The 18,935-nt window shown below is 61.0% G+C and carries 12 protein-coding genes; all 12 read left to right on the forward strand.

Annotation, left to right across the window (positions count from 1 at the left end; genetic code table 11):
- Positions 1-6 precede the first annotated feature (6 nt).
- The 12 genes from JFN93_RS23215 (at position 7) to dnaE (ending at position 18,726) form a co-directional block, all read left to right on the forward strand.
- Positions 7-1,371, forward strand: a complete 1,365-nt coding sequence (locus JFN93_RS23215) for a GGDEF domain-containing response regulator (RefSeq protein WP_199386773.1) — start codon at positions 7-9, stop codon at positions 1,369-1,371.
- A gap of 329 nt (positions 1,372-1,700) precedes the next feature.
- A complete protein-coding gene (gene hisS, locus JFN93_RS23220) occupies positions 1,701-2,951 on the forward strand; it encodes a histidine--tRNA ligase (RefSeq protein WP_199386774.1) in 1,251 nt (416 codons plus the stop codon).
- 592 nt (positions 2,952-3,543) lie between these two features.
- The gene (locus JFN93_RS23225; RefSeq protein WP_199386775.1) at positions 3,544-3,969 is read left to right on the forward strand and encodes a heavy-metal-associated domain-containing protein; all 426 of its coding nucleotides are present in this window, start codon (positions 3,544-3,546) and stop codon (positions 3,967-3,969) included.
- A 35-nt stretch (positions 3,970-4,004) separates the two neighbouring features.
- Positions 4,005-4,481 (forward strand): DUF2318 domain-containing protein, encoded by a 477-nt coding sequence (locus tag JFN93_RS23230; protein ID WP_328754566.1) that lies wholly within the window; start codon positions 4,005-4,007, stop codon positions 4,479-4,481.
- 24 nt (positions 4,482-4,505) lie between these two features.
- Positions 4,506-5,666, forward strand: a complete 1,161-nt coding sequence (locus tag JFN93_RS23235) for an ABC transporter permease (protein WP_199386776.1) — start codon at positions 4,506-4,508, stop codon at positions 5,664-5,666.
- Positions 5,667-5,678: 12 nt separating this feature from the next.
- Positions 5,679-6,344, forward strand: a complete 666-nt coding sequence (locus JFN93_RS23240) for an ABC transporter ATP-binding protein (protein WP_199386777.1) — start codon at positions 5,679-5,681, stop codon at positions 6,342-6,344.
- Between the two features lie 601 nt (positions 6,345-6,945).
- Positions 6,946-8,220 (forward strand): TolC family protein, encoded by a 1,275-nt coding sequence (locus tag JFN93_RS23245; protein ID WP_199386778.1) that lies wholly within the window; start codon positions 6,946-6,948, stop codon positions 8,218-8,220.
- Positions 8,221-8,348: 128 nt separating this feature from the next.
- On the forward strand, positions 8,349-9,758 hold the full coding sequence (locus tag JFN93_RS23250) for an efflux RND transporter periplasmic adaptor subunit (protein ID WP_199386779.1): 1,410 nt from the start codon (positions 8,349-8,351) through the stop codon (positions 9,756-9,758).
- Positions 9,759-9,773: 15 nt separating this feature from the next.
- Complete coding sequence (locus tag JFN93_RS23255; protein ID WP_199386780.1) at positions 9,774-12,911, forward strand: efflux RND transporter permease subunit; 3,138 nt, start codon at positions 9,774-9,776, stop codon at positions 12,909-12,911.
- Between the two features lie 168 nt (positions 12,912-13,079).
- A complete protein-coding gene (locus tag JFN93_RS23260) occupies positions 13,080-13,613 on the forward strand; it encodes an outer membrane beta-barrel protein (RefSeq protein WP_199386781.1) in 534 nt (177 codons plus the stop codon).
- 456 nt (positions 13,614-14,069) lie between these two features.
- Entirely contained in the window at positions 14,070-14,972 is a 903-nt protein-coding gene (locus tag JFN93_RS23265) for a GerMN domain-containing protein (RefSeq protein WP_199386782.1), read from the forward strand.
- A gap of 283 nt (positions 14,973-15,255) precedes the next feature.
- On the forward strand, positions 15,256-18,726 hold the full coding sequence (dnaE, locus tag JFN93_RS23270; RefSeq protein ID WP_199386783.1) for a DNA polymerase III subunit alpha: 3,471 nt from the start codon (positions 15,256-15,258) through the stop codon (positions 18,724-18,726).
- Positions 18,727-18,935: the final 209 nt, after the last annotated feature.

Below are 18,935 nucleotides of genomic sequence, written 5' to 3' on the forward strand. Positions count from 1 at the left end.
TGCTGCATGCACAGGATCCTCATCGTCGAAGAAGACCGTTATTTTCGCGAGACCTTCTCGGAGCTTCTCGGTGAGGACGGGTACGCTGTCGAGGTTGCATCGACCGCTGAAGAAGCGCTGCATCTGATTGACAAGAACGACTACAAGGTGGTTATCACCGCGCTGAACTTGCGGGACAAGGATGGCATGAAGGTCCTGGCCGAGGTGAAGCGTAAGGATCCCGCCTCGTATGTCATCATGGTTACCGGGCATGCCGATGTGGAAACCGCGCGCCAGGCACTGAAGAACGGGGCCACCGATTACCTGATCAAGCCGATCAACCGCGACGAATTCCGGCACATCGTGGCCCAGTGCCTTGAGCAGCGCCGGCTTTTGGACGAAAACCTCGAGCTCAAGGAGCTGGTCAACCTCTACCAGGTGAGCCAGACCATCGCCAACTGTCTCGAGCTGGAACGGATCTATCCCTTGCTCATGGATGCGCTGACCAAGGAGATCGGGGTGGGCAGGGGGCTCGGTTACTTCTGCGAGGGTGGCCCGCTCAAGCTGCAGCATGTAAGAGGGATGGACGAGACCAAGGCCGCGCTTTTGGGGGAGATGATCCTCGCCAAGTGCGACCGCTCCGATGCAGGGGAGAACATCTGCCTCATCGAGCAGCTCCTTCTCCCGGACGATTTCGGGCTGCAGGTTAGCCAAGCTTTGTGCCTGGTCCTGCGCCACAAGGGAACCCTGCACGGAGTGATCGTCTTGCTGAACGACCCGGGAGTCCCTTTTCCCCCCGAGTTCAACCGCAAAAACATCACCTTCCTGCTGGACCAGTCCGCGCTCGCGGTGGAGAACGCCGCCCGCTACCACTACGCCAAGGATCTCCTCTACATCGACGAACTGACCGGGCTGAACAATTACCGCTACCTGGATGTGGTTTTGGAGCGGGAACTGCGCCGCCTCGAGCGCTACGGATCCGAGCTGTCGGTGTTGTTTTTGGATCTGGACCACTTCAAGCTGGTGAACGACGCCCACGGGCACATGGTCGGCAGCAAGGTCCTGCAGGAAGTCGGGATGCTGCTGCGCGCCAGCGTGCGTGACGTCGATGCCGTTATCCGCTACGGGGGGGACGAGTTCACCGTCGTCTTGATCGAGACCGGCATGGAAGGGGCGGCGATCGTTGCCGAACGTATCCGCAGCATGGTGGAGGCGTACCTCTTCGGGAATTCGGACGGCTTGCAAATCAAGCTGACGGTGAGCCTGGGATATGCCTGTTCGCCGCACGATGCAAAGACCAAGGTGGAGCTTTTGAAGCTCGCCGACCAGGCGATGTACCGAGGCAAAAGCAGCGGCAAGAACAAGGTGTTCCATGTTGGCAGTGAGCAGTGAGCAAAGAGCAGGCTCGTTAGCGTGAATCTTCAGATGATCCCCTCTCCCCTTGGGAGAGGGTGCCCGAAGGGCGGGTGAGGGAAGACGCTCCGTGGGACCCCCCTCACCCCGACCCTCTCCCGGAGGGAGAGGGTGGTATCGGTTCCTTGAAGATGGCGCTGATCCGTATGAGCAAAGAGCGATTCGTGTCACCTTGTAACATAGCCAAAATAACCACCGCACCTGAATAATTCCCTTCGCCTTTAAGGGAGGGACCGCTGGTCCGCCTGAGCTTTAGCGAAGGTGGGGGTGAGGATGGGTTCTGAAGATACGAACCAAGGAGTCAGGAAGTGGCAATTACCGCAGTAAAAGGTTTCAACGATATCCTCCCCGGCGAGGTGGAAAAGTGGCAGTACATCGAGCGGACCGCACGGCGCATCTTCGAGCTGTACGGCCTCTCGGAGATCCGGATCCCGATCCTGGAAAAGACGGAGCTCTTCTGCCGTTCCATCGGCGACGCCACCGACATCGTCGAGAAGGAGATGTACTCCTTCGAGGACAAGGGTGAAAACAAGGTCACCATGCGCCCGGAAGGGACCGCCTCGGTCATGCGCGCTTTCATCGAACACAAGCTGTACGCCGCCGATCCGATCGCCCGCCTCTATTACATGGGGCCGATGTTCCGTTACGAGCGTCCCCAGAAAGGGCGCTACCGCCAGTTTCACCAGATCGGGGTCGAGCTGACCGGCGTTACCGCGCCGACCGTCGACGCGCAGGTCCTCACCATGCTGAGCCACTTCTTCGCCGAGCTCGGCCTGGACGAGCCGTCGCTGCAGATCAACTCGCTGGGGTGCCCGGAGTGCCGTCCGAGATACCGCGAGGCGCTCAAGTCGTTTCTCTTCAGCCGGCTGGAACTTCTCTGCGAGGATTGCAAGCGCCGTTACGAGACCAACCCGCTGCGGGCGCTGGATTGCAAGTCGGCCGGCTGCATCGAGGCGACCAAGGGCGCGCCGTCGATGCTGGAGTATCTCTGTGCCGACTGCGACGACCACTTCTCCAAGACCAAGGGCTTGCTCGATCTGGTCGGCACCCGTTATGCCATCAACGAGAGGATGGTACGCGGCCTCGACTACTACACCCGTACCACGTTCGAGATGGTCACCACCATGCTTGGGGCGCAAAGCGCAGTTGCCGCCGGCGGGCGCTACGACGGCCTGATCGCCGAGTTGGGCGGGCCGAAGCTTCCCGGCATCGGTTTTGCCATGGGTGTCGAGCGCGTTGCCTTGCTTTTGGCGGAGAAGGAATTCGCCCGGCGTCCGGACCTCTTCATCGCCTTCATGGGAGAAGAGGCGCAGGGAACCGCCTACAAGCTGATGACCGATCTGCAGCGCAAAGGAGCGTCGGTCGAGATGGATTACGAGGTGAAAAGCCTCAAGAGCCAGATGCGCCGTTCCGACAAGTTCAACGCGCGCTATACGCTGATCATCGGCGGCGACGAACTCGCCCGCGGCACCGCACCGCTCAAGAACATGGCGGCCGGTACCCAGGAGGAAGTCGCTCTCAGCGCCGAGGCAATCTACGAGCAGGTGAAAAAAGGTTAGGGGGGCAAGTCATTATGTTCGACCATGCGAACATCTGACCTGCTATGTATGGGGCGCAGCTTGCTGCGCCCCTTTTTATTTCCGGTTTACCAACCAACTCGTGCCCAAGCTCCAGCGTGGGAACGAGTTGCTCTGGACACCCCGTGCCCACGCGGCGGACGGCGGTGGATAGGATGGTGGGCAGAGCGGCTGCCCACCCTACGACTCCCCCCTTTGGCGAAGGGGGGCTGGGGGGGATTTGCCGTTGAGGTTTTGCTATAGGATCAACCAGACTTGAAAAACCTTACAAGCAAATCCCTCTAAATCCCTCTCATTCAAAGGGGGACTTCAGGGTTACAAAGGTTGCGGTTGATTCCGCCCTTAAAAGGGCTCTTCCCCTCGCTGCCGCAACGTCTCCGGCCGCTGTAGAATATTCCCCGCGTTCCTGCCGAATATACCTCATGAACCTTTCCGGAAATTCTCTCTGTTTCATATTTTCGATGTAATTCAGGCATGTTAAGATCAAGCGTCCCGTTGGCATGAACCTTGTTATCTACTGCTCCGTAACCGTTGTTCATCTCCGTTCATACGGAACAGTAAAAAGGTTCAAAAGATGGCAAGACCCAGGATTCAAAATGTCGCTCTTATCATTGCCGCGGTGCTGATCCTGATCGGATTCGGCTTCGCGGTGCGGGTGCGGCCCACGGCGGACCGCGTGGCCCTGCTCTCTACCCGTGGCATGACCGGCGGGTGCTGTACCTCAGCCGTGCAAAAGGTTTTGCAGAGCTTGCGGGGGGTGGCTTCGGTCCGGATCGACCGCGCGGAGGCAAAGGTCATTGTGGGATTCGATTCCCGGAAGACCGCCCCGGTGAACCTTGCTGCCGCGGTCAGCGCAGCCGGTTATCCGACCCAGGTGCAGAAAGTCGAGACGGTCGAGGAGTTCCGCAGCGAGTCGGCAAAAAGAGGCGGCCCAACCGGTCCGGACCAGACGGCTCAGACTGACGGTTGCGGCGGCTGCTGCAGCCAGAACCGGAACTGACCTCGAAACAAAGGTGAACATAAGGAGATCAACCAGTGAGCATCGAGAGGAAATCGAACAAGGTGAAATGGATTATCGCGGCGGTCGGCGCCGTTTTACTGGCGGCCGGGGTTGTTTCCGCCTTCAGCATTCCCGGGATCGGCAAGGGTGAGAAGGTCAAGCCGGCAAACGGAATGATTACGGTGCCGCTGGGCCAGGTTTCCGACGGCAAGGCCCACTTCTATCGGCTTGAAGACGGCGGCAAGGAGATCCGGTTCTTTATCGCCAAAGGTGCCGATGGCGCGATCCACACCGCGTTCGATGCCTGCGATGTCTGTTACCGCGAGAAGAAAGGGTACGACCAGCAGGGTGAGTTCATGGTCTGCAAGAACTGCAACCGCAAGTTCGCCATCAGCCGGATCGGCGCCGAGGCCGGTGGCGGATGCAACCCCTCCGCCCTCAACCACACCGGGAACGCCGGCAAAATCGCCATCCGGATTGCCGACATCAAAGCCGGCGCCCGGTTCTTCTAAACGCTGTACCCCGCCGAGGAACTAATGAAACTGCACAACATCTCCATCAACAACCTGCGCCGCCGCAAGGCGAAGATGGCCTTTCTGACCATCGGGCTCGCGGTCGGCATCGCCACTATCGTCACCCTGATTACCCTCACCAAGTCGATGGCCGGCGACATCGAGCGCAAGATGGACGAATTCGGCGCCAACATCCTGATTACCCCGCAGAGCAACCGCCTCGCCATGAACTACGGCGGGATCAGCCTGGGGGGGATCAGCTTCGACCAGAAGGAGATCAAGGAAGCGGATCTGGCCAAGATCGCCACCATCAAGAACAGCAAGAACATCTCGGCGGTGGCTCCCAAGGTGCTCGGCGGTGCCAAGGTGCGCAGCCACGACGTCCTGCTGGTCGGAGTTCAGTTCGACAAGGAACTGCGCATGAAACAGTGGTGGAAAATCTTCGGCGACGTCCCGAAGGCGGAAAACGAGCTCCTGCTGGGAAGTGACGCGGCCAAGGTGCTCAGCGTGATGACCGGCGACACCCTGACGGTGAACGGTGAGACGATGAAGGTCGCCGGCATCCTGGATCAGACCGGTTCCCAGGACGACTCCCTGGTTTTCGGCCAGCTCAGGAAGGTGCAGACGCTCCTCGGGAAAGAAGGGAAAATCAGCCTGGTCGAGGTCGCCGCGCTCTGCTCCGGCTGCCCCATCTCGGACATGGTGAACCAGATCGCCGAACTGCTGCCGGACGCCAAGGTGAACGCAATCCAGCAGGTCGTGGAGGGGAGACTGAAGGCGCTGGACCAGTTCCGCCGGTTCTCTTTCGCCATGGCCGGCGTGGTGGTGCTGATCGGATCGCTGATCGTCTTCGTGACCATGATGGGGAGCGTCACCGAGCGGACCACCGAAATCGGCGTCTTCCGCGCCATTGGTTTCCGGAAATCGCACGTGATGCGGATCATCCTGCTGGAGGCCGGACTGGTGAGCCTGCTCGCCGGTTTCGTTGGCTACGGCGTGGGAATGGGCGGGGCGAAGTTGGCCCTGCCGTTCATGGCCGAAAGCAAGACGGCGGTCCTGGTTTGGGATCCTATGGTCGCGGTCCTGGCCCTTGGGCTGGCGCTGGTGCTGGGGCTGCTGGCGAGCCTCTACCCGGCGCTGCACGCCAGCAAGATGGACCCGACCGAAGCTCTCCGGGCGCTCTGAGAGGAAAACATCATGGCACTTATCAAGATCGACAACGTCAAGAAACAGTACGTTACCGGAAGCGACACCGTGGAAGCGCTGCGCGGCGTGGACATCAGCATTGCGGAGGGGGAATTCGTCACCATCATGGGGCAATCCGGTTCCGGGAAGAGCACGCTGCTCTCGATCCTGGGCGGGATGAACCACCCGAGCACCGGGTCGGTGGAAATGGCGGGGATCAAACTCTACGAACTGCCCGGCGAGAAGCTCGCCGACTTTCGCGCCGAGAACCTCGGCTTCGTGTTCCAGTCCTTCCACCTGATCCCCTATCTGACCGCGGTGGAGAACGTCATGCTGCCGCTGGCCATCTCCCGCCTCGGCAACAAGGCGAAAAAGGAGAAAGCCCTGGCCGCGCTGGACCAGGTCGGACTGGCCGCGAAGGGAGACCGTCTGCCGAACCAGTTGTCCGGTGGCGAGCAGGAGCGGGTCGCCATTGCCCGGGCCATCGTCAACGATCCGAAGATCCTTTTGGCCGATGAGCCGACCGGTAACCTCGATTCCAAGACCAGCGACGAAGTGATGGCCTTGTTTCGTGAGCTCAACCGCAACGGGCAGACGGTCGTCATGGTCACCCACAACCCGGAAAACTGCCAATACGCCGACCGCACCATCCGGCTCAAGGACGGGATGGTCGCCTGACCGCATCGCGATGAGTACTGGTAGCAAACAAGCGGCCCCTTCCCGGCGGGAGGGGCCGCTTGTTTTTTCGGATCATCCCCCAGACAAAGGTCCGTCCTTTGATCCCCCTTCGGCAAAGCAGGGGGGGATTTGCCTCCGGGATGTCCCCAAGGCCTTTAGACGGAGCTCAAACCTTAAAACCAAATCCCCCTAAATCCCCCTTTTTCAAAGGGGGACTCGGTCGGTTGCGGGCGCAGCATGCTGCACCCCTATGTATGTCGTCGCCGTTTGCTGTAGGAGCGACATTCCTGTCGCGATTTCCAGCCGACTACCAGGCATCCGAGCCAGCTCCCATCCAACACCTGCCAATGCCTATCTTGGATGGCAGGCTCATCGCGACAAGAATGTCGCTCTTACAGCGATACACTCAGCATGCTTTTTTCCCCTTAATAAGATCTCAAATATCCCGATTACTAAACAAGCAGAAGAATAATCTCATTCATGCTGTAGAATATTCCTCATTGTTTTGCGGCCCATGCTTTGAAGTGATCGGAAGTACAGCTACTTACCGTTGGCATGACCTGTGAAGATACAATTGCAGCACACGTTTTATGGAGTGGTCATGAAATCTCGCTCGTACATCTTGATCGTCCCGTTGATCCTGCTTTGTTTTGCCAGAGTCGGATTAGCCGAAGAAGCAAAGCCTGCTGAGAACCTCTCCCGCCTGGAAGAGACCGCCGTCGCCAACAACCCGGAGGTGAAGTCCTCCGAGGCGCGCTGGCAGATGTTCCGCAGCCGGGTTGCCCAGGCCGGCACCTTCGACGACCCGATGCTCATGCTGAAGATCCAGAACGGCCTCATCACCGATCCGCTCAACTTCAGCAAGGACTCGATGACCCAGAAGGTCGTCGGTATCTCGCAGCAGATCCCCTATTTTGGCAAACGGAAGCTCAGGGAAGAGGTGGCGGCCAAGGAGGCGGAGTCGTACCGCTGGCTGGTGGAAGAGCGCAAACTCGAGCTGCGGCGGATGGTCGCGGAGACCTACTACCAGATCTATTTCGCGGACCGCTCCCTGGAGATCGTGAAGCGGAACATCAGGATCCTGGACGATTTCATCACCCTGGCCGAGACCAAGTACTCGGTCGGGCAGGGGGCGCAGCAGGACGTCTTCAAGGCCCAGGTGGAGCGCTCCAAGATGCTCGACATGCAGATCTCCCTGGAGCAGCAGCGGAAAAGCCTGCAGGCGACCCTGAACGCGCTCCTCTTCCGTCCGTCGGAAACCCCGGTGGGGCGGATCGCCGACTTTGACCTCCCGGCACCGCCGCCCGCTCCGGCGGCCCTGCGGCAGACCGCCCTGGAGAACCGGCCGTTGCTGAAGAGCCTGCAGGCGACCGTGGAGAAAGGGGAGGCCGGGCATAAGCTGGCGAAGAAGGAGTTCTACCCCGACTTCAACGTCTCCTTCGAGTACATGCAAAGGGACCGGACCGCGATGGGGCCGAGCCCCGATATGTATTCGCTGGGGGTGACCTTCAACCTCCCGGTCCACCGGGAGCGGCGCGAGGCGATGGCGGCGGAGTCCTCTTCCGAATCCAACATGGCGCTCAGCGAGCTAAACACGACGAAGAACCAGATCGATTCCGGCATTGCCGACCTGCTCGCGCAGCTGGAGCGCCGGAGAAAGCTGGTCGATCTTTACAAAAACGGGATCATTCCGCAGGCGGAGCAGTCGCTGGAGTCGGCAACCATCGGCTACCGGGTGAACAAGGTCGATTTCCTCACCCTTTTGGACAGCCGGGTGACCCTCTTCAATTACGAGAAGGAATATTACGATTCCATGGCCGACTACCAGATGAAGCTGGCCCAGCTGGAAGCGCTGGTAGGGAAGCCGCTGCGGTAGCGGTATTTCCCTCTCCCTCCGGGAGAGGGTGCCCGAAGGGCGGGTGAGGGATGGTGCTCCGGAGTGGCTCCCCTCACCCCGACCCTCTCCCGGAGGGAGAGGGAGTTCCCACCACTACGAGGGTAACGATGAAAGTTAACAAGCCGATCATTGCGACACTGGTCATTCTCTTGATTGCGGCAGCCGGAACCGGGCTCTACCTCGGCAAGCACCGGTCCACCAAGGGGGCGCAGGAGGCCGCGCAGGGGCAGCAGGGGAAGGCGCTCTACACCTGCCCGATGCACCCCTTCATCATCAAGGACAAGCCGGGCTCCTGCCCGATCTGCGGGATGACGCTGGTCAAGAAGATCGAGCAGCCGACGGCGGCCAGCGGCAAGGAGATGAACACCCTCGGGATGGTCTCCCTCTCCCCGACCCAGATGGTAATGGCGAACGTCGCCACGGTTGAGGCGAAGAGCTCTTCGCTGAATAAGGAGATCAACGCGGTCGGCATCGTGCAGTACGACCAGACCCGGCAGGCCAAGGTGACCGCCTGGGTGGCGGGCCGCCTGGACCGGCTCTACGTCGACTCGGTCGGTGCCTACGTATCCAAGGGACGGCCGGTGGCCGAAATCTACTCCCCCGATTTGGTCGCGGCCCAGCAGGAATACCTCCTGGCGCTGAAAAGCCGGGAGCAGTTCAAGAACTCTTCGATCCAGGCGATCGCCCAAGGGGGGCAGGGGCTGGTGGCCTCGGCGCGGCAGCGCCTCAAACTGTTAGGCGTCACCGACCGCCAGATCGCCTCATTGGAAAAGGCGGGCGAGCCGAACATCCGCCTGAACATTTACACGCCGCTCTCCGGGGTCGTGGTCGAAAAGCTGGTGCTCCAGGGGCAGTACGTCAACATGGGAGACCCGCTCTTCAACATCGCCGACCTCTCGCGCGTCTGGGTCGAGGTCGAGGTCTACGAAAACGAGTTCCCCAACATCAAGCTCGGCCAGACGGTGGACATCGTCTCCCAGTCCTATCCGGGCAAGACCTTCCGCGGCCGGGTCGCCTTCGTCTATCCCTTCCTCGATCCCAAGACCAGGACGGTGAAGGTGCGGGTCGAGATCCCGAACCCCGGCCTGAAGCTCAAACCGGACATGTACGTGAACGCCTCGATCAAGGTCCCGCTGGGGAGCTCGGTCGTGGTTCCCTCTTCTGCGGTGATCGACACCGGCCAGCGCCAGGTGGTCTGGGTGCAGTCCAAGCCCGGGATGTTCGAGCCGCGCGACGTGAAGATCGGCGCCCGCTCCGGCGACAACGTCCAGATCATCTCCGGCCTCAATGCCGGTGAGGCCGTCGCCTCGACCGGCGCCTACCTCCTCGATTCGGAATCCCAGTTGAAGGGGGGCGGGCCGCAGAATATGCCGGGGATGAAGATGGACCAGCCTGCGGGCGCCCCGTCGGCTGGTCCATCGGCCGCCCCGGCCCAGCCCGGCCATAAAGGGCCTGCCCCTGCGGCCCCCCCGTCGAAAAAAGGGGGGAGCCTGGATATGAGTGACATGAAGATGTAGAGAGGGGCACTTCCCATGATCGAGAAAATCATCGAATACTCCGCCCGGAACCGGGTGATCGTCCTGATGCTCTTCGGGCTGATCATCGCCTGGGGCATCTGGTCGGTCTACAAGACGCCGGTGGACGCGATCCCCGACCTCTCCGACAACCAGGTCATCGTCTTCACCGAATACGCCGGCCGCTCGCCGCAGGTGGTCGAGGACCAGGTGACCTACCCGCTGGCGGTGAACCTCCAGGGGCTCCCCATGGTGAAGGCGGTCCGGGCCAATTCCGCCTTCGGCTTCTCGATGATCTACGTGATCTTCGACGACAAGGCGGACATCTACTGGGCGCGGACCCGCGTCCTGGAGCGGCTCAACTACGCCGCGTCGCTTTTGCCGCCGGGGGTTGTCCCCACCCTGGGGCCGGACGGGACCGGGGTCGGGCACGTCTTCTGGTACACCCTCCAGGGAAAGGGGTACGACCTGGAGCAGCTGCGCACCCTGCAGGACTGGTTCGTCCGCTACCAGCTGAATACCGTCCCCGGCGTCGCCGAGGTCGCCTCCATCGGCGGGTTCGTGCGCGAGTACCAGATCGATCTCGATCCCAACAAGCTCTTCTCCTACAACATCAAGATCTCCGACATCATGGACGCGGTGAAACGGTCCAACAGCGACGTCGGCGGGAGCAACCTGGTCAAGTCCGACGCGGAGTACCTGATCCGCGGCACCGGCTACGTCAAGTCGCTCCAGGATCTGGAGAACATCGTGGTCGGCGCCGACATGCGCGGCACCCCGATCTATCTGAAGAACCTCGGTACCGTGCAGTTCGGCGGGGCGATTAGGCGCGGCATGCTCGACCTGAACGGGGAGGGGGAGGCGGTCGGCGGCATCGTCGTCATGCGCTACGGGGAGAACGCCAAGGACGTCATCGACCGGGTGAAGGAGAAGATCGCCTCCTTATCCAAGGGGCTTCCCCCCGGCGTCACCATCGTGCCCTCCTACGACCGCTCCGACCTGATCGAGCGGGCGATTCACACCCTGAAGCGGGCGCTCACCGAGGAATCGGTCGTAGTTTCCATCGTGGTGCTCATCTTCCTGCTCCACATCCAAAGCGCCCTGGTGATCGTCATCACCCTCCCGATCGCGGTCCTCTTCTCGTTCATCACCATGAAGCTCTTGGGGGTTACCTCGAACATCATGTCGCTGGGGGGGATCGCCATCGCCATCGGGGTCCTGGTCGATGCCGGGGTCATCATGGTCGAGAACTGCTACCGGCATCTCTCCGAGTTGACGCCCGAGGAGCGCCAGGAAAAGCGCCTGGAAGTGATCATCGCCTCCGCCAAGCAGGTCGGGCGCGCCATCTTCTTCTCTTTGGCGATCATCGTTCTCTCCTTCGTACCGGTCTTCCTCCTGGAAGGTCAGGAGGGAAAACTCTTCCATCCGCTGGCTTTCACCAAGACCTTCTCGATGATGGGCTCGGCGATGATCGCGATCACGCTGGTCCCGGTGCTCATGTACTTCTTCATGCGCGGCAAGATGCCGCCGGAGAGCGCCAACCCGGTGTCGAGCTTCTTCATCAAGCTCTACTCCCCGGTGATCCGGTGGGTGCTTAAGTGGAAGAAGACCACGATCGTGCTCAACCTGATCGCCCTCGCGATCGCCATCCCTATGTTCATGAGCATCGGGAGCGAGTTCATGCCGCCTTTGGACGAGGGATCGCTCCTCTACATGCCGGTCACCCTCCCCAATGTCTCCATCACCGAGGCGAAGCGGATCATCCAGGTCCAGGACACCATCATCAAGAGCGTTCCGGAAGTGGCGCACGTCCTGGGCAAGGTAGGGCGGGCGGAGACCTCGACCGACCCGGCGCCGGTCTCCATGTTCGAGACCATCATCCTCTTGAAGGACAAGTCGCAGTGGCGCCCCGGCATCACCAAGGCGGACATCGTCTCCGAGCTGGATTCCAAGCTGCAGATTCCCGGGGTGCGCAACGGCTGGACCCAGCCGATCATCAACCGGATCAACATGCTCTCCACCGGGGTGCGGACCGACCTCGGGGTGAAGATCTTCGGCAGCGATCTGAACGTGCTGAAGGACCTGGCGGTGCAGTCGGAAGGGATATTGAAGACCGTCCCGGGCGCGGCGGACGTGGTGGCCGAGCGGGTCACCGGCGGCAACTACATCGACATCGACGTCGATCGTGAGGCGGCGGCGCGTTACAACGTGAAGGTGGGCGACGTTCAGGAAGTCATCGAGACGGCGCTGGGCGGTGAGATGATCACCACCGCCGTCGAGGGGCGGGACCGCTTCCCGATCCGGATCCGCTACCTGCGCGACTACCGGGACAGCATCCCGGCGATCCAGCGGATGCTCGTCGCCGGGATGAACGGCGCGCAGGTGCCGCTCTCCCTGGTCACCAAGCTGAAGGTCTCCACCGGTGCCCCCGAGATCAACAGCGAGGGTGGGCTCTTGCGCTCCATCGTGTTCCTGAACGTGCGGGGCCGCGACATGGGAGGCTTCGTCACCGAGGCGAAAAAGGTCTTGGAAAAGCAGCTGAAGCTCCCGCCGGGATACTACGTGATGTGGTCCGGGCAGTGGGAAAACCAGGTCCGCGCCAAGCAGCGGCTGCAGCTCCTGGTGCCGGCCGGCATCCTGATCATCTTCATCCTCCTCTACTTCACCTTCCATTCCGCCCTGGAGGCGTCGATGGTCATGCTCTCGGTGCCGTTCGCCCTGGTCGGCGGGGTCTACCTGGTGAAGGCGCTCGGCTATAACATGTCGGTCGCGGTCTGGGTCGGCTTCATCGCCCTCTACGGGGTGGCGGTCGAGACCGGGGTGGTCATGGTGATTTATCTGCACGAAGCGCTCGACAAACGGCTGCTCAAGGGACCGGTGACCGAGGAGGACATTTACCAGGCGACCTTCGAGGGAGCGGTGCTGCGGCTGCGGCCCAAGCTGATGACCGTGGCCGTCGCCCTGCTCGGCCTGGTGCCGATCATGTGGTCTTCGGGTACCGGTGCCGACGTGATGAAACCGATCGCCGCACCGATGATCGGCGGGATGATCTCTTCCGCGGTCCACGTCCTGATCATGACCCCGGTGATCTTCGTGCTCATGAAGAAGCACGACCTGAAGAAAGGGAAGCTGAAGTACTCGGGGATGAAACATTAAAAACGCAGCTCTGCCTGAAGTCCCAAGGTTTTCGGGCGAAGTAGCCATGAGTCCCCTCTCCTTCAAGGAGAGGGACAGGGTGAGGATGGGGTTCGAAGCCAACTATCGAGCCCCCATCCCCACCCGACCTCCTCCTCGAAAGGGAAGGAGAATGAAGGGAGGAATGCAATGCGGATAAAGACGGCAGCGCTGATCACGGCGGCCTTCCTGCTCATGGTCGCCTCGTGCGCCTGGGCAAAGGAGGGGGACCAGACCATCGAGGGAACCTTTAACTACGGGACCGAGGCATTCAACGACCTCGGCAACCAGTACGGCGTCACCGCCGGCTACGGCTTTGAATTCCGCGACCGCTGGCAGGCCCGGGCGGATCTCTCGTATTACCGGACCAGCACGGCCACCATGGGCGCGACCCTCACCGGGATCCGCGTGCCGCTCGACCTCGGGTTGCGCTACCTCATCCCGCTGCCCAAGGTGAACAAGGAGCTGACCGCCTTTGGGCAAGGGGGCGTTGAGATCAGTGTCGACGACTGGCGCCCGGCGGTGGGGGCCGCGCGGACCAGCGATACCCGCTTTGGTGCCGTGATCGGCGGCGGTGCGGAGTACGCGCTGGACCCGCAGTTCGGGGCGGTGGTGAATGTCCAATACCATGTAATCGAAGATGGCTACCTCTCCGCCGGGATCGGCATGGCCTATCACTTTTGATGCCCCTCCGGGGACTGGCTCCGAAGGTGCCTGTCCCCCTTGAGGTGCCGTATCCGCTTTTGATGTCCCTTCGGGGACTGGCTCCGAAGGTGCCTGTCCCCTTGAGGTGCCGTATCCACTTTTGATGTCCCTTCGGGGACTGGCTCCGAAGGTGCCAGTCCCCCTTTAGGTGCCCCTTGAGTAAGTCGCGTTTCGTCCCTCAAAGCGACCTACCAAGCTGTACGGTCGAATTCAGTCTGACTTGTAGAGCGGCCGGCCAACCGTGTGGGAGCACCTTTCCAGGCGCGATCCGCCGGAGGCGGTGACAACGGCTGCGGCTATTCGCTCCCACAGGCAGGGCTCGCGGAGATAACATCCCAATTCCATCCGCCAAGGCCGCGGCGCCGATCGTGACAGCAATCGCTCCTACGGGATAACCGCCCGCATTCGAATCTCTTCCATCACAGGAGAGCCCACATGAAAAAGAAAGCGGTGATCATCCTGGCCATCCTGGGCTTGCTTTCGTTCGTTCTCCTTTTTGCCTGCAACCGGAAGGGAAAGCCGGCTTCTGGGGCGCAGGTCCGTATATCATCGACCGGCGCCTACAACAGCTATTTCGGCCCGGCTCCCACCACCGACAAGGGGACCTGCTTCGCCTTCGTCATCTATTTCCCTTCCGCAAAGCATGCGGGGGAGGTGGTTCCTTTCCCGTTCTTTTCCTTTGACGAGGAGAGCTTGAAAAAGGTCTCGGTGGAAAGGTTTCTCGGAGGGATGGACGTAGGGAGCTATGCCGGGGAGTTCCTGCATCCCTTCCCGGCCGGGACGCACGTGCTTGGGATCTCCGTCAAGGAAGGAACGGCGCTCGTCAACTTCAGCAAAGAAATCCTCGCCGCCAAAGAGGACGCCGGAACCGGCAAAGCCGCCCTTGCCGCCCTGACCCTGACACTGACCCAGTTTCCGGAGGTAAAGGCGCTGCAGGTCCAGGTGGAAGGAAAGGATGTTAATGAGTTCCTGGGCTACGCCCTTCCCAAGGATCGGCTGCTCCATCCCGACCCTTCGGCCGTCGAGCCGCCGGGGCCGCCGCGGTTGTTGAGCCTAACGGCGGTGCGGGACAAGGGGGAAAAAAGCGTCGACGAGGTGAATGCCTACTTCGACCGCCCCGTCGAGGTCCAGGAGCTGAAGATGACCGACCCGGCCGGAACGCCCTTCGCCGGGGAGCTGTTTCATTCGGTGTTTGATATGGCGGCGGTCCTCAAGCCGAAAGATCCGGCGCTCTTCAAGGAGAAGATGCCGATCAAGGTGAGGTGGAAGGTGACCGACAAGGTGGGCCGGCAGGCGGAAGGGGACAGCGTGTGGCCCCTGGAGGTGAAGGAGCACTGAGCCGTTCCTTTCACCCCCCTTTGGCAAAGGGGGGCTGGGGGGGGATTTGCCTTTGCGGGTTCTCGGAGGTGCCCGTTGCGTCGCGTTTCGTCCCTCAACGCGACCTACCGACTCGATATCATTAGGTTCCTAAACAGCCTCTTCCAAAGGATTTGTCCCCCGCCGCGTTTCGTTGATTTTCCCCTCCATCCGTGATAAAATAGCCCATCCACCCTTATACCCGGGAGCCCTCTCACAACGGCTCCCTTTGTTGTTCCCGCAATCCCCGAAGGGCCTTGAATCTATGCAGGATTTCGTCCATCTCCATCTTCACTCGCAGTACTCGCTGCTTGACGGCGCCATCCGCATCGGCGACCTCCTCAAGAAGACCAAAGCCTGTGGCATGTCCTCGGTCGCCATCACCGACCACGGCAACATGTTCGGGGCCATCGAGTTCTATACCAAGGCGAAGGACAAGGAGATCAAGCCGATCATCGGATGCGAGGTCTACATCGCTCCGTCGTCGCGCCTGGACAAACAGGCTCCTGCCACCCGGGACCAGGCTTCCAGCTATCACCTCATTCTCCTTTGCGAGAACATGGTCGGCTACAAGAACCTCTCCTACCTGGTTTCCGCCGGGTACAAGGAAGGTTTCTACCGCCGTCCCCGCATCGACAAGGAACTCCTCAGCCAGTACAGCGAAGGCCTGATCTGCCTGTCGGCCTGCCTGCAGGGAGAAATCGCCTACCTCGCCTACCGCAACAAGCTGGAAGAGGCCAAGGCGGCCGCCTCCTGGTACGCCGACCTGTTCCCGAACAGCTACTACCTGGAGATCCAGGAGAACACCCTCCCCGAGCAGAAGATCGCCAACGAGCGGGTGATGCAGATCGCCAATGAGCTCAGCCTCCCGCTGGTCGCCACCAACGACTGCCACTACCTGAACAAGGAAGACGCCAAGGCGCACGAGATCCTGCTCTGCATCCAGACCGGCAAGACGATGAACGACCCGAGCCGCATGGCGTTCAGCGCGGACGAGTTCTACGTCAAGACGCCGGAGGAGATGGCGCGCGACTTCCATTACGCGCCGCAGGCGCTCGCCAACACCGTCGAGATCGCCAACCGCTGCGAGCTCAAGTTCGATTTCAAGACCTACTACTTCCCCGCCTACACCCCGCCGGAAGGGCAGACTCTCGACCAGCAGCTCGAACAGGAGGCGGTCGAAGGTCTCAAGCTGCGGCTGCAGAAGATCCGCATCAAGAACCCGAACTTCACCGACCAGGACGAGGAAGCCTACTGGAATCGGCTCAGGATCGAGCTCGACTGTATCAAGCAGATGGGGTTTCCGGGATACTTCCTCATCGTTGCGGACTTCATCAACTGGGCCAAGGACCACGGCATCCCCGTCGGGCCGGGCAGGGGGTCGGCGGCCGGCTCGGTAGTCGCCTTCTGCATCCGGATCACCGACATCGACCCGATGCCGTACAACCTGCTGTTCGAGCGCTTCCTGAACCCGGAACGTATCTCGATGCCGGATATCGACGTCGACTTCTGCCAGGACCGCCGCGAAGAGGTGATCCAGTACATGGTCGACCGTTACGGCCGGGACCAGGTCTGCCAGATCATCACCTTCGGGACCATGGCGGCCCGAGGCGTCATCCGCGACGTGGGGCGCGCCCTTGACCTGACCTTCGCCGACGTCGACAAGATCGCCAAGCTGGTCCCCGAGGTGCTCGGGATCACCCTGGAAAAGGCGATCCAGCAGGAGCCGAAACTTACCGAACTCGCCGACTCGGACCCGAAGGTGAAGGAAGTCCTCTCCGTTGCTCTCCGCCTGGAGGGTCTCGCCCGCCACGCCTCCACCCACGCCGCCGGCCTCGTCGTCGCGCCGAAGCGGATGGAGGAGTTCTGCCCGGTCTACAAGGATCAGAAGAGCGGCTCGCTGACCACCCAGTACTCGATGAAGTACGTGGAGAAGATCGGCCTGGTCAAGTTCGACTTCCTCGGTCTCAAGAACCTCACCGTCATCGACAACGCGGTAAAGCACATCCGTGCCGGCAAGGACCCGAACTTCGACATCTCGCTTTTGCGCGACGACGACGAGGAGTCCTACAAGCTCCTGCAGGCCGGCAACACCACCGGCGTTTTCCAGCTCGAGTCCAGCGGCATGAAAGAGCTCCTGGTCAAGCTCAAGCCCTCCTGCTTCGAGGACATCATCGCGGTCTGCGCCCTCTACCGTCCGGGCCCCTTGGGCTCCGGCATGGTCGACGACTTCATCGAGCGCAAGCACGGCCGCAAGGCGGTCGTCTACGATCTGCCGCAGCTGGAGCCGATCCTCAAGGACACCTACGGCGTCATCGTCTACCAGGAACAGGTCATGCAGATCTCCCGTTCGCTGGCCGGCTACTCGCTGGGGGGCGCCGACCTGCTGCGCCGCGCGATGGGTAAGAAAGACGCCGAGCAGATGGCCAAGGAGCGCATCAAGTTCCTCGAAGGGGCCGAAAACCTCAAGATCGACTCGAAAAAGGCGGCTGCCATCTTCGACCTGATGGCGAAATTCGCCGAGTACGGCTTCAACAAGTCGCACTCCGCCGCCTATGCCTTGGTCGCGTACCAGACCGCATACTTGAAGGCCCATTACCCGGTCGAATTCATGGCGGCTCTCCTCACCGAGGATATGAGTTCCACCGACAAGGTGATCAAGAGCGTCTCCGACTGCCGCGACATGGGGATCGATGTCCTCCCCCCCGACATCAACCACTCCAACCGCCAGTTCCGCGTGCTCGACAAGTCGATGCGTTTCGGCCTCGGGGCGGTGAAGAACGTCGGCGAGGGCGCCATCGAGGCGATCATCGAGGCGCGCGGCGACCAGCCGTTCACCGACATCTTCGACTTCTGCGAACGGGTCGACCTGCGCCGCTGCAACAAGCGCGTCATCGAGGCGCTGATCAAGTCCGGCGCCTTCGACTCCACCGGGGCGAAGCGCTCGCAGCTCATGGCGGTGCTCGAGGAGGCGGCGAGCAGCGGGCAGAAGATCCAGGAGGAGCGGGCGAGCGCCCAAGCGTCGCTTTTCGGCGTCGCGGAGATCGTGCGCGGCTCCAACAGCAGCGCGGCGGACCGCTATCCGGACATCCCGGAATGGGACGAGAAATTCCGTCTGGCCTGCGAGAAGGAGGCGATCGGCTTCTTCATCACCGGGCATCCCCTGGGGCGTTACGAGGCGGACATCAAGCGCTTTTCCACCGTCAACACCACCACCATTCTCGATGCCAAAGAGAAGAGCGAGGTGAAGATCTGCGGCATCGTCGCCTCGCTCAAGGAGATCATGACCAAGAAGGGGGACCGGATGGGGTTCATCACCCTGGAGGACCTGACCGGGTCCATCGAGGTGGTGATCTTCTCCGACGTCTACATGCAGTGCTCGGAATACCTGAGAAACGACGACCCGATCCACGTCACCGGCACCGTCGAGCAGGGCGAGAAGGGTTCCAAGGTCATGGCGAGCCAGATCGTGCTCTTGCGCGATCTCAACGAGCGCGAAACCAAGCGGGTGAATTTCATCATCGAGGCAAAGGACGCTGATCCGGGGAAGCTTTCGATTCTCAAAAACATCATTGCGCGCTATCAGGGTGCCTGTCGGAGCTTTTTGCATCTGAAGCTGGAGAACAACTCCCGCGCTACAATCAAGCTCTCCGACCTTTACAAAGTATCGGCCAGCGAAGATTTAACAGTGGAAGTAAGCAACCTCTTCGGCTATAATGCCGTCTCGTTTGAGTAAGTTGTTGATAATCCTGAACTTTGTTCGATCCTGCTGAACAAGAAAGCGCTGCACTCAAACAATTTCAGAACAAATCCGGACTTCCTTTGTGAAGGCCGGATGTGAAGTCCCCCTTTGAAGAAGGGGGATTTAGGCAGCGTTGTCCGGTTAGGTTTTTGCTTTACGTCGCTTGTTTCTTAAGCGGGTGTTTCTTTTCGATCTCGCTTTGA

The organism is Geomesophilobacter sediminis (assembly GCF_016458275.1).
In the GTDB taxonomy this organism is placed as follows: domain Bacteria; phylum Desulfobacterota; class Desulfuromonadia; order Geobacterales; family Geobacteraceae; genus Geomesophilobacter; species Geomesophilobacter sediminis.